The organism is Brevundimonas sp. FV1ye4L (assembly GCF_058681255.1).
Genome location: NZ_CM178734.1, coordinates 1,537,596 through 1,549,796, shown reverse-complemented (window position 1 = coordinate 1,549,796; position 12,201 = coordinate 1,537,596). Strand labels below are relative to the sequence as shown.

The following is a 12,201-nucleotide window of genomic DNA, read 5'->3' as shown; positions in this document are numbered from 1 at the left end:
AGCTTGGCCTGAACGGCGATCAGTAACCGGCGGCCATGTCGCTGAGGCGACGCTGGGAATGCTGATGGATGACGTTGAGGCGGCGGATGAAAGACATTCCAGCCGTGTACGTTTCATTAACCGCCGGAACGAAAGCGGACGGGGGTCAGGCTTTCGGTGCGGCCGTCGAGCCTCTCGGGGCAAAGCCGAAATCGACCATGCTTTGCCTGGGCAGGTCGGCGTCGCCTGCCGTGGAACGGATCAGCAGTTCGGCGGCGACGGCGCTCATTTCGGCGATCGGCTGAATGACGGCCGTCATGTCGGCGAACCGGGCCAGGGGCGTGTTGTCGAAGCTGATGACCGACAGGTCGGCGGGCGCCGATAGGCCGTGCCGTTTGGCCGTGCGCAAGGCGGCGTGGGCCATGCGATCGTTGCTGGCGAGGACGGCTGTCGGCGGCGACGGCAGGGCCAACAGGGTCTCCATGGCGGCGACGCCAGAGTCGTATGAGAAATCGCCCCGCGCGATCAGCGTCTCGTCCAGGCCGTGCGCCGAGGCGGACATGGCGCGGCGATACCCTTCGAGCCGCGCGCCGCTAACCGCATATTCCTCGCTGCCAGTAATGAAGCCGATGCGGATATGGCCCAGACCCAGCAGGTGATCGACGGCGAAGGCGGACGCCTTGGCGTCGTCCATCGACACGGCGAACCCGTCTCCCTCGGCGATGGAGGCGATGCGGGCGAAGGGCAGGCCCAGCCGGCTCAACAGGCCGGTGATGGCGGGGTTTTCGCTGTGCGGCGGGGTCAGGATGACGCCGTCTGGGTGCAAGGCCGCAATCGCCCCGCGCACGGCGGCGTCGACATGATCGGAATGGGTGTCGACCAGTTCGAAGATCATCCGATAGCCGTGGGCCTCGCATTTCAGCATGCCGCCCATCAGCATCTGGTCGACCCAGTCGGTGCCTTCGCCGGACTTCCAGCCTTCTATGGTCCGGTCCCGGTCGTTCAGCGCCATCAGCAGATAGGAGCGCGATCCCCCCATTCGCCGCGCCGCCAGACTGGGAACATAGCCCAGCTTGGCCACGGCGGCGCGTACACGCTCCTGCACAACCGGGCGAACGTTCGGCTCGTTGTTGATGACCCGCGACACGGTCTGCAGCGAAACGCCCGCCTCGGCGGCGACGTGTTTGATGGTGACGGCGCGGCGCAAACTCTGATCCCTTATCCCCGCCGTCATTGTGTCAGGCTTGGCCGCGCCAAGGCAAGCGCGCCGATGTCAGGCCGGCACGGCCAACGGCGTGGGCAGATTGACCGATGGGGCCGGACAATGGGTGTCGATGAAGGCCTGGTGCGTCGGCAGGTCGGCGACGAAGGCGTTCAGAATATTGGCGGCGCGGTCCATCTCGTCGGTCAGGCCGGCGAAATCGATCCGGTCCACCAGCGGCGGATAGGACCGGGGCCGCACCCCCATCCCGTCCATCACCGAATACCAGCTGACATTGCGGAACAGCGGATCCAACGCCTCGACCAGGCTGCCGTTGGCGCGGAAGACCTCCAGCTTGTGCTGCAGGCCCTCGGGCAGGACCATGTCCCGGCATTGCCGCCAGAATGCCGTGTCGTCCCGTCGCGTCAGGGCGTAGTGCAGAATGATGAAGTCGCGGATCTCCTCGTAGTCCACCGTCATCCGCCGATTGTACTCGGCCGCCAGGTTTGGATCGCAGTCCAGGTCCGGCATCAGCCGGAACAGGAAGTCCATGCCGCGATAGATCAGGTGGATGGCCGTGGATTCCAGCGGTTCGATGAAACCGCTGGCCAGGCCCAGCGACAGGACGTTCTTGTCCCAGATCTTCTCGCGCACTCCGGTCTTGAACGGCACCACCATCGGATTGACCACCGGCTGCCCCTCGACCTGCGCCAACAGGCGCGCCGTCGCCTCGTCGTCCGACATGTAGCGGCTGCAGAAGACATGGCCGTTGCCGGTGCGGTGCTGCAACGGGATGCGCCAGCGCCAGCCGCAGTCTTGGGCCTGAGCCAGGGTATAGGGTGTGGGCGGTCCGACATTCTCGGTCTGGACGGCGATGGCCCGATCGCACATCAGCCATTCGGACCAGTCCGTATAGCCGACCCCCAGGGTCTTGCCGATCAGCAGGGACCGGAAGCCGGTGCAGTCGATGAAGAAGTCTGCCTCGACCGTCTGGCCCGACTTCAGCTTCAGGCCGCTGACGAAGCCGTCGGGCCGCGTCATCACATCCTCGACGATCCCTTCGGTGCGTTTGACGCCCCGCGCCTCGGCGAAGTCGCGCAGATAACGGGCCACCCGTTTCGCATCGACATGGACAGCGTAGGACGCGCCACCGATCGGGGTGCGCTGGGCCTTGAACGGCAGCATGAAACGCCCTTGGGACGCCATCCGGGCCGCAGCGGCGAAATCCATCAGCGGCCGGTCATAACCGTTCATCCGCGCCTTCAGCCAGACCGGATAGAAGTCGCTGATATCCACCGGAACCCCAACGGCGCCGAACGGGTGGAAATAGCTCTCGCCCTTCTGCGTCCAGTCCTCGAACTGGATGCCCAGTTTGAAACTGGCCTGGGTCTTCTGGATGAAGTCGCGCTCGTCGATGCCCAGCCGCTTCAGCATCTCCAGGAAGGGCGGGACGGTGGATTCGCCGACGCCGATCGTGCCGATGTCGTCGGATTCGACCAGTTCGATCTCGGCCATCCGCCCTTTGAAATGTTCGGCCATCAGGGCGGCGGCGACCCAGCCGGCGGTGCCCCCGCCGACGATGCAGATCTTCTTCAGGGGGCGGCGGGGCTGGTCCATGTCGGGTCTCATGCGGCTGAGGCGGGGGCGGCGGAGGCGGCGGGATCGAGCCCCGCCAGGAATTGAGCATGGTCGGGGGTGCGGGCGACCAGATCGGCGATATTGGCGCGCATCTCGGCCAGGCTGCGCGCCAGATAAGCCGGGTCCATGGCGTCCACGGCGGGATCATGATGGTCGGGATACAGGCCGAAGCCGTCATAGATGGCCAGCCAGCTGGCCGGGTGGAACATCTCCCACCGATAGCGGACGAACTGGCCCCGCGCGGTCCACAGGGCGATCTTGCGCTCCAGCGTCTCGGGGATCGCCATCGCGCGACAGTCGCGCCAGAAGTCGGTGTCGGTGCGCCGGTTCAGCTTGTAGTGCAGGATGATGAAGTCCCGCACCCGCTCCATTTCCCGCGCGGTCTGATCATTGAACTCGTCCAGGATCGGCTGGGCGAAGCGGCGGTCGGGGAACAGGGCCTTCAGTCGCTCGATGCCCGTCTCGATCAGGGCGATGCTGGTGCTCTCCAGCGGCTCCAGGAAGCCGGACGACAGGCCGATGGCGACGCAGTTCTTGGCCCAGGCCTGCGACCGCCGACCGGGACGGAACGGAATGCGCCGCGGCTCCGTCAGCGGATCGCCCAGCAGATGGGGCATAAGCTCGGCCAGCGCCTGATCGTCGCTCAGATGGGCGCTGGAAAAGACCAGGCCGTTGCCGGCCCGGTGGCGCAGCGGAATCCCCCACTGCCATCCGGCCGAACGAGCGGTGACACGGGTGAAGGGCGCCGGCGCGTCGCCGGGCCGGTTCTCGCTCTGTACCGCATAGGCGGCGTCGCAGGGCAGCCAGCGGCCCCAGTCCTCGAACCCGACGCCCAACGCCTCGCCGATCACCAGTCCCTTGAAGCCCGAACAGTCGACGAACAGATCGCCCTCGACCTCGCGCCCGTCGTCCAGCGTCAGGGCGCGGACGAAACCGTCCTCGGGCCGCAACTCGACCGAACGGATGCGGGCGTCGATCCGGGCGCAGCCCCCGGCCTCGGCATAGGCGCGCAGATGCTGGGCGAACAGGCCGGCGTCCAGATGAAGCGCCCAGTCGAACACCGACAACTGCGACGGCGGATTGGGCGAGGGCAGGGTGAACTTGCCGCCCGCAGCCAGCGACGCGCCCAGCGAATAGGCCGCCAGCGGCGCGGCATCGCCCGCGCGGCGCTGTTTCAGCCAGTAATGATGAAACCCGATCCCTTTGACGTCCTGACCGTACAGGCCGAAGGGATGGATGAAGTCCGAGCCGGGGCCGGACCAGTCGATGAAACGAATACCCAGTTTGCACGTCGCCTGGGTGGCGCGCATCACGTCGTCATCGCGCAGCCCCAGCTGCCCATAGAACCGACGGATGGTGGGAATAGTCGCCTCGCCCACGCCGATCGTGCCGATGTCCGAGGACTCGACCACGGTGATCTTCAGCGGGGTGGTGCGGAAATGCTGAACCAGGGCCGCAGCCGTCATCCAGCCGGCGGTGCCGCCGCCGACGATGACGATGGAACGGATGCGAGGATCGTCGATCTCATCCATGGCCTGATCCCAGTACGCGAAAAAAGAGGCCGGCGACACGAATGTCGCCGGCCAGTCTGCTCAGGAAGAAATCAGAAGCGAGCGCGCACGCCGAGCATGTAGCGTGGCTCAAACTGATTGCGGCTGTGGAACTGCTTCTGGCCGGGTTCGAACTCGAAATAGTATTCCTCGATTTCACCGAAGATGTTCGAGCCGTTGGCGTAGACGGTCACCATGTCATTGACGTCATAGGTGATGTTGGCGTCCACGTACTGCGACGTATCCTGATAGATGGGGATTGCGCCGAAGGTGTTGGCCAGGCGCGGCGTGCGATAGTTCCACGCCACACGAACTTGCAGACGGTCGCCCTGGTACCAGACGGCGGCGTTCATCGAATGCTCGGAGTTGTCGGGGAAGGGCAGATCCTCGCCCGACAGATTCTGCGCGTTCTGTGAACTGTCTGAATAGGTATAACTGCCGTCGAAGCCGAAATCGCTCCAGATCGGCGTGTCGATGAAGTCAGACAGGCCGATCTTGGCGCCCAGTTCGACGCCCTGCAGTTCGCCGCCCTCGCCCTGGACTGGGCGATTGACGTCGACCATGCGGCGAATGATGCCGTCGCCGTCAGGATAGGAGCCGCTCAGGGGCACGGTTTCGCGCTTGACGAAGCTCTCGATGTTCAGGCGGAAAATACCCGCATTGAACATGGTCGCCGGGCCGAAATAGTACTCCAGCGCCAGATCATAGTTCGTCGAGCGCCAGGGATCGAGCTCGACCGTGCCGCCGATGGTCGCGCCGGTGACGCGCCGGATGCCGAGGGGCGGGGCGCTGGGATCGTCTGGGGTCGGACCCAGGGAGTCCACCGTCGAGATCGTCACGCCGCCGCCGTAATTGCCGAGATCCAGAGGGATCATGGTCTTGGCGTAGGAGGCGCGAAGTTTCAGCTTGTCACTGAAATCGTACTGGAAGTTCGCCGTCGGCAGCCAGTCCGTATAGCTGCGGCTAGAGATGGTGTCGCCGACGTCATTGTTGGTGTCGCCATAGGCGCGTGTGTCGCCCGTCAGGTTTTGGCGAGCGCGCAGTTCCGTGCGCACCATCCGCACGCCCAGATCCCCGGTCAGATTGCCGAAGCCCAGCGCGAAGTTCGTGTAGGCGCTGTCCTCGTACAGATCCACGTCATAGGTATTGCCTGGGATAATGACTTCGTAGGCGTTGCCGAACACGCGCTCCTGGAAGGCGCGCACGTCGTCGAAGTCGCGCGGATCGGCAACCCACACGCCCGGCAGACCCGAGGTGATCGAGCCGTAGTCGGACATGAAGTAGGTGTTGTTGTTCTCGCGCAGCAGGGTCGGACGGTTGACTGTATAGCCTTGGAAACAGGTCGGGGTGTTGGCGACGGTCCCAGCGGTGCAACTGTTGGGCGTCGCAGCGACCGGAAGCGATGCGTTGAAGCTGGGGTTGGTGACGAACTCACCCGACTGGCACTGAGTGTTGTCCATCACGACGTCGATGGCCTTCCACTGAGCCGCACAGCCCGCTTGGTTGCCCGCGCCTTGTCCGGCGTAGAAGTCGGAGAACAGGTGGAAGTTGCGGATTTCGACTTCGCGGGCGCTGTGCCGGACCCCGACGTCGATCTTGTTGACGAAGCCGAACAGCGGCGTGTCCTGGAACTCATAGCCACCGTCGAAGCGGACCACGGTCAGGTCGGAATTGTTGCGCTGGTTGCCTTCCGACGAATAGGCGCCGACGGTGTAGGAATCGAGATTGGACATATAGTCGGTCAGCGGCACGGTCCCCAGACCGCCCGGCAGGGGCGTGTCGAAACCGCTCCACGCCAGACTGGAGCCCGTCTGGTTGATGTGCAGCTGCGGGTCTGCGCCATAGCCGAACGGGTTGGGCGAGATATAGCGCCCGCCTTGGCTGCCGACGACGCCGTTGGTGTATCGCGAGGCGGGATAAAGCGCCGCGATGGAAGCGGGATAGAAGGTGCCCCGAGTCCGGTCCGCCCCTTGGCGGAACAGGGTGAAGGCCCGATCCGGACCGTATTCCCAGTTGGAGAGATCGCCCTGGACCTGGCCGTTCATGCTTTCCAGGTTGGCGTCGGCCTTGATCGCCCTCGCGCTGAAGGTGAAGGGGCCGCCCTTGTCGTAGTCCAGTTCCAGATTGAAATTCTTGGACTCGTTCTCGGTCGCCCGGTTCACGGTGAATGAGTTCATCCACCAGACGTCGAGGTCGTATTCGCTGACATTCAACCAGGGCAGACCATTGGGTCCGCCGTTCACGCCGGTCTCGACGAAGTCTGTCGGCGTCGTCCAACCCAGCCCGCTCCAACGGTTCGAGATGTTCAGGCCAGCGGCGCGGTTGTATTCCTGCTGGTGGGTGTAGAAGACCTCTGCCGTCAGGCGGATACCGTCCTCAATGTCGAACTGGAAGGCTCCGTTCAGGCTGTAACGTTCACGCTCAACCACTCGGCTGAAACTGTCGTAACCGTGGGGCGAAATCCAGTTGGGGTCGGTCGAGTCGGGACCGCTCCAGTCGTTGTTTCCCAAGACGCTCTGGCTGATCCCCGAATAGTTGTTGCCCAGGTTCGATGAGCTCATGACTCCCGAGATCATCACGCCCATCCGATCGCCACGCCAGTTCAGCAGGCCGTTGACCAGATAGTCGTCCTCCGCCGTGCGCTCGCCGGTCTGGTATTCGGCTGCGCCGGCGACGGTCGGGCCGTAGCTGAAGTCCATCGGGCGACGGGTGCGCAGGTCGATGGTGCCCGAGATGCCGGACAGGGCGTTGGACACGTCCTGCGACTTGAACACGACGATAGAGTTCATCAGCTGCGACGGCACGTCGTTCAGGTTCGGTTGCGCCGTGCCCAGGTTGCCGGGCGCCAGATACTGCTCGCCGTTCAGCAAGGTGATGACCTGAGGCAGGCCGCGAATGTTGACGGTCGAGCCTTCGCCGGCGGACCGCTGCACCTGGATGCCCGGAATGCGTTGCAGGGCGTCGGCCACGGTGACGTCGGGCAGTTTGCCGATGTCTTCCGCCGAGATCGCATCGACGAGAGCCGATTCGTTACGCTTGATGTTGATGGCCTGCGCTTGCGACGCCCGGATGCCGGTGACGACGATTTCGCCGATTTCGGTCGGGTCTTGGGGCGCCGGAATCGGCGCCTGTTCTACGGTCTGGGCATAGGCCGGCGCGACAAGCGCCGAACTCGCCATCAAGGCCGCCAGCATGGGCCTCTTGTGGATTCTCATCTCTTTCTCCCTCCTCATTGGCGCCGCGTTTTGTTGTGCGGCATTGGTTCAAGGCTTGATGGTGGACCCTGAAAGCGTGGCCTTCGCGCTCAACCCCGCCTCGGCGGCGTCGCGGGCGACGGTGATGCGGTAATCGCCCGGTGCGATGCGCCAGCCGGGCAGGGCCGTGTCGTATTCGGCCAGGATGCGTGGCTCGGCCGTCAGCACGACGCGGCGCGTCTCGCCCGGCGCCAGGGTCACGCGCGCAAAGGCGGCCAGTCGGCGGGGCTGATCGCCAGCGGTGACATACAGCTGCGGAACCTCGGCGCCGAGGCGGTCGCCGGTGTTGGTCACATCCACGCTGACGCTGACGCCGTCGGCGCTGGACACCGCAAGGTTGGAATAGGCGAAGCTTGTGTAGCTGAGGCCGTGCCCGAACGGGAACAGGGGCTTGCGGTCCTCGCGGGCGTACCAGCGATAACCGACGTCCGACCCTTCCGGATAATCGACGGTGAAGGGCTGCAGCTCGGCCCCTTGCGGGGCGCCGGGGTTCGAGGCCGCGGCGGCGTCCACGGCCTTCAGCGCCTCCAGGCCTGGCACGGTCGGGCGCGGGGCCTGGTCGGCCGAGGCGGGGAAGGTGATCGGCAGGCGGCCGGACGGATTGACCTCGCCGAACAGGATGCGGGCGATGGCCTCGCCGCCGCGCTGGCCGGGATACCAGGCCTGGATCACGGCCGGGGTCTTCTCCAGCCAGGGCATCAGCACCGGCCCGCCGGTCTCCAGCACCACCACCGTCTTGGCGTTGGCGGCGGTCACGGCCTCGATCAGTCCGTCCTGATTGTCAGGCAGCGAAAGGCTTTCGACATCCTGGGCCTCGGTCGTCCACTGGGTGGCGAAGACCACGGCGATGTCGGCGGTCCGCGCCGCAGCGGCCGCCGCCGCCGCATCGCTGCCGTCGACGTAGGTGACGGTCGCGTCCGGCGCGACGGCGCGAATGGCGTTCAGCGGCGACGACGCATGCCAGGTGATCCGCGCGAACGAGGCCGCCGCGCCCGAGGTCAGCGGGATCTCCACCGGCGCGCCCCCGACCGACCGCACCTGGGACGAACCCCCGCCCGACAGCACCCCGACATCGGCATGACCGCCGATCAGCACGATCCGCTTGGCCGTCTTGGCCAGAGGCAGCACCCCGCCCTGGTTCTTCAGCAGCACGATCCCCGCCTCGGCCGCGCGCTGGGCGACCTCTGCATTCCGGGCGTAGTCGATGGGCTGTTCGGTCGTGACCACCGGCGCATCCAGCACTCCAGTCTCGATCAGGCCGACCAGCAGGCGGCGCACCATGTCGTCCAGCCGCGCCTCGGGGATCCGCCCGGCGTCCAGCGCCTCACGGAATGGTGCATCGAAATAGAGGGCCCGGTCCAGCTCCTGGCCCGAGGCCTGATCCAGCCCCGCCAGGGCCGCCTTCTCGGTCGAATGGACGGCGCCCCAGTCCGACATGACCCAGCCGTCATAGCCCCAGTCGCGCTTCAGCACCTGGTTCAGCAGGAAGTCGTTTTCGCAGGCCCAGTCGCCGTTGATCTTGTTGTAGGCGCACATGACCGAGCCGGGATTTCCCCGCTCGATGGCGATCTGGAAGGCCAGCAGATCGCTTTCGCGCAGGGACGCCTCGTCCAGGCGCGCGTCCATGATCATCCGCCCGGTCTCTTGCGAGTTGAAGGCGAAATGCTTGATGGTCGAGACGATCTTGTTCGACTGGACGCCGCGGATATGTTCCCCGGCCATGACCCCGGCCAACAGCGGGTCTTCGCCCAGATATTCGAAATTCCGTCCGGCCCAGGGATCGCGCGTCAGGTTCACCCCGCCGGCCAGCAGGATGTTGAAGGTCTTGGCCCGCGCCTCGGACCCGATCATGGCCCCGCCCGCATAGGCGATCTCGGGATCGAAGGTGGCGGCCGTCGCCAGGCTGGAGGGCAGGGCTGTGGCGACGTCGCCCTTGCGCTGCTCGACCTGGTTGGCGACGCCCAGGCTGGCGTCGCTCTCGCGCAGGTTCGGTATGCCCAGGCGCGGAATGCCGGGGATATGGCCGGCCGAGGGGATCATGTCGGCGACGGGCGCGCCGGGCGTACGCTCGGCCATCGGCGGGAAATAGCCGTGGATCAGCTGGAGCTTTTCGTCGCGCGTCATCTGCGCCAGCAGGGCGTCCGCACGCGCAGACACATTCGTCGGCGCGGCGACGGTGCCTTCGGGCGCCTGCGCGGCGACGGCTGCGCCTTCCGGCGAATGGGCGAGCACGGAAAGCGGCGCCGCGCCTATGGCCAGGGCCAGGGCGAGACGGCTGATCAACGACGGCGTACGAAACTTCAAAACATCCCCCAAGACCGAACTCCGCGACGGCCGCCGCCGTCAGAACAAGAGTTTGGGAGACGCACACACAATCCATGATGGCGGCGGACAGCCGTCAGCATCGCCCGCTGCAGCAGGCTTTTCGATCATGTTTGCGGATGACGTCTGTGACGTCAGGTTCCACCGACCGCTATGGCCGATGATCTTCCGCTCCCTGTACGGGGGCTCTCCGGCCCCTCGCAGACGCAGGTAAGCATGGATTGAGAGCGTTCACAACACGAAATGGACACGATCGAACGTCGGTATCAGACTTGGTTGTTCACAAGTCGTTTCAAGCGCGTGGAAGCGGTCGCTGGCCTGAGGCCAGGATTTCTCCATTTTTATCAATTGGATGGGCCGTGTGACCTGTTCTCACGGGGCGGTTTCGTCCTCGTCTCAGCCCATTCCGATGCCCAGCCGCAGACGATCTGTTGCCGATTCCGACACAAATCCCCGGCGGCGCGAATTGTCGGGGCAACGGAGTTCGCTAACGGCTGAGAAGCCGGCGATGATCTCCATCGCCGGCCCCTCGCTGCGCTTCATCCATAAGCGTCGCGTTCATCGCCGGTGAAACCGACGCGCGAACTCTGGCTCAGAGCACCCCGATCATCGAGGCCACCAGCGGGTGACGCACGATGTCGCGTTCCGCCAGCCGCACCACGGCGATATTCTCGATGGCCTCAAGCCTGGCCGAGATGTCGGACAGGCCGGATATGCCCGGCAGCAGGTCGGACTGTTGCGGGTCCCCGGTCACCACCATGGTCGAATGCCAACCTAGCCGCGTCAGCAGCATCTTCAGCTGCACATAGGTGCAGTTCTGGGCCTCGTCGACGACGATAAAGGCGTTGTTCAGGGTGCGGCCGCGCATGTAGCCGATGGGGGCGATCTCGATCAGGCCCTCGGCCATCAAGGCCTTGACCCGCTTCATCGACAGCCGATCCGACAGGGCGTCATAGAGGGGGCGCAGATAGGGGGCCAGCTTGTCCTCCATGTCGCCGGGCAGGAAGCCGATCGACTCGCCGGCTTCGACGGCGGGTCGGCTCAGCACGATCCGCCCGACCTTGCCGGCTTCCAGCGCCTCGACCGCCTTGGCGACGGCCAGATAGGTCTTGCCGGTGCCTGCGGGACCCAGGGCCATGACCAGATTGTGCGCGTCGATGGCCGCCATCAGTTCGATCTGGCCTTCTGACTTCGGCTTCAGCGTCTTCAGATAGCCCTGCTCGCGATCATCGTTGGACGGGTGGGGCGACCACCCCGACCGTTCATTGTGAGGGCCGTGGAGTCGGCGAACCTTCGACTCTTCGATGAACTCCCGCGAGTCGAGAATACCGCTCTCACGGGACTGACGCTTCATTGCCGCACGCTTGGTCATGGACGCCTCCAGGGCATGAAAAAAGGCGGACCCACACGGGTTCCGCCTTGGCTGGTCTTGGGGAGGAAAAGGTCGCGGCCTGCGTCACGGCGACCGCCCGGATCGACAGCTGGGCCGTCTGCAACGGGATGGACCCGCCGCCGAACAACCGAACCAGGATCCCAACGCGCCAAGCGAAAGCCCCGACAACTGGCCGGATCGGGCTTGATCCGGCTTCGGATCCGGGGCCGAAATGGCGACCCGCGAATCGCATCAACAGTTAGATGCTATCGTGGTTAGAAATCTGTTAAAGCCCTCAATTTTCGAAGATTAGGCGGCATTCTGATGACAATCTACGCCTTAGGCGACAGCAAACCTCAGTTCCCGCCTCAAGGCGAATACTGGGTGGCGCCGAACGCATCGGTGATTGGGAACGTGATTCTGCACCCCAACGCCAGCGTCTGGTTCGGCGCCGTACTGCGCGGCGACAATGAGCCGATCATTGTGGGTCCTGACAGCAACATCCAGGACGGCAGCGTCCTGCACACCGACATGGGCTCGCCCCTGACCCTGGGCCGGGGCGTCACCGTCGGCCACCAGGCCATGCTGCACGGCTGCGAGGTCGGCGACTACAGTCTGATCGGCATCGGGGCGGTGGTGCTGAACGGGGTCAAGATCGGCCGCAACTGCATCATCGGCGCGAACGCCCTGCTGACCGAGGGCAAGATCATTCCCGACAACAGTCTGGTGGTGGGCCAGCCGGGCAAGGTGGTGCGCGAACGCGATCCCGACCAGATCGCCGTGCTGCAGATGTCGGCCGAACACTATGTCCAGAACTGGAAAAGGTTCGCGGCTGATCTGCGCCCCCTCTAATCCCGCTCATCCGGCTTTCGTCAGGATGCGCGG

The 12,201-nt window shown here is 65.1% G+C and carries 7 protein-coding genes; 1 reads left to right on the top strand and 6 read right to left on the bottom strand.

Features of this window, described 5'->3' with window-relative positions:
• Window positions 1–145: 145 nt before the first annotated feature.
• The 6 genes from ACW17X_RS07525 to ACW17X_RS07500 form a co-directional block, all read right to left on the bottom strand.
• A complete protein-coding gene (locus ACW17X_RS07525) occupies window positions 146–1,186 on the bottom strand; it encodes a LacI family DNA-binding transcriptional regulator (protein ID WP_492100328.1) in 1,041 nt (346 codons plus the stop codon).
• Window positions 1,187–1,252: 66 nt separating this feature from the next.
• On the bottom strand, window positions 1,253–2,797 hold the full coding sequence (locus ACW17X_RS07520) for a tryptophan halogenase family protein (RefSeq protein WP_492100327.1): 1,545 nt from the start codon (window positions 2,795–2,797) through the stop codon (window positions 1,253–1,255).
• Window positions 2,798–2,805: 8 nt separating this feature from the next.
• Window positions 2,806–4,350, bottom strand: coding sequence for a tryptophan halogenase family protein (locus ACW17X_RS07515; RefSeq protein ID WP_492100326.1), 1,545 nt, complete (start codon window positions 4,348–4,350; stop codon window positions 2,806–2,808).
• Between the two features lie 71 nt (window positions 4,351–4,421).
• A complete protein-coding gene (locus ACW17X_RS07510) occupies window positions 4,422–7,583 on the bottom strand; it encodes a TonB-dependent receptor (protein WP_492100325.1) in 3,162 nt (1,053 codons plus the stop codon).
• 48 nt (window positions 7,584–7,631) lie between these two features.
• Window positions 7,632–9,746: a beta-glucosidase family protein gene (locus tag ACW17X_RS07505; protein ID WP_492100447.1), complete on the bottom strand. Its 2,115-nt coding sequence runs from the start codon at window positions 9,744–9,746 to the stop codon at window positions 7,632–7,634.
• Window positions 9,747–10,536: 790 nt separating this feature from the next.
• A complete protein-coding gene (locus tag ACW17X_RS07500) occupies window positions 10,537–11,328 on the bottom strand; it encodes a PhoH family protein (protein WP_492089203.1) in 792 nt (263 codons plus the stop codon).
• A 312-nt stretch (window positions 11,329–11,640) separates the two neighbouring features.
• On the opposite strand from ACW17X_RS07500, the gene ACW17X_RS07495 reads away from it, so the two are divergent.
• Window positions 11,641–12,168: a gamma carbonic anhydrase family protein gene (locus tag ACW17X_RS07495; RefSeq protein ID WP_492100324.1), complete on the top strand. Its 528-nt coding sequence runs from the start codon at window positions 11,641–11,643 to the stop codon at window positions 12,166–12,168.
• Window positions 12,169–12,201 lie beyond the last annotated feature (33 nt).

Coding starts and splice junctions, on each gene's coding strand:
- ACW17X_RS07515 (WP_492100326.1), bottom strand. CDS start 4,350: ATGGATGAGATCGACGATCCTCGCATCCGTTCCATCGTCATCGTCGGC.
- ACW17X_RS07505 (WP_492100447.1), bottom strand. CDS start 9,746: ATGACGCGCGACGAAAAGCTCCAGCTGATCCACGGCTATTTCCCGCCG.
- ACW17X_RS07520 (WP_492100327.1), bottom strand. CDS start 2,797: ATGGACCAGCCCCGCCGCCCCCTGAAGAAGATCTGCATCGTCGGCGGG.
- ACW17X_RS07510 (WP_492100325.1), bottom strand. CDS start 7,583: ATGAGAATCCACAAGAGGCCCATGCTGGCGGCCTTGATGGCGAGTTCG.
- ACW17X_RS07495 (WP_492100324.1), top strand. CDS start 11,641: ATGACAATCTACGCCTTAGGCGACAGCAAACCTCAGTTCCCGCCTCAA.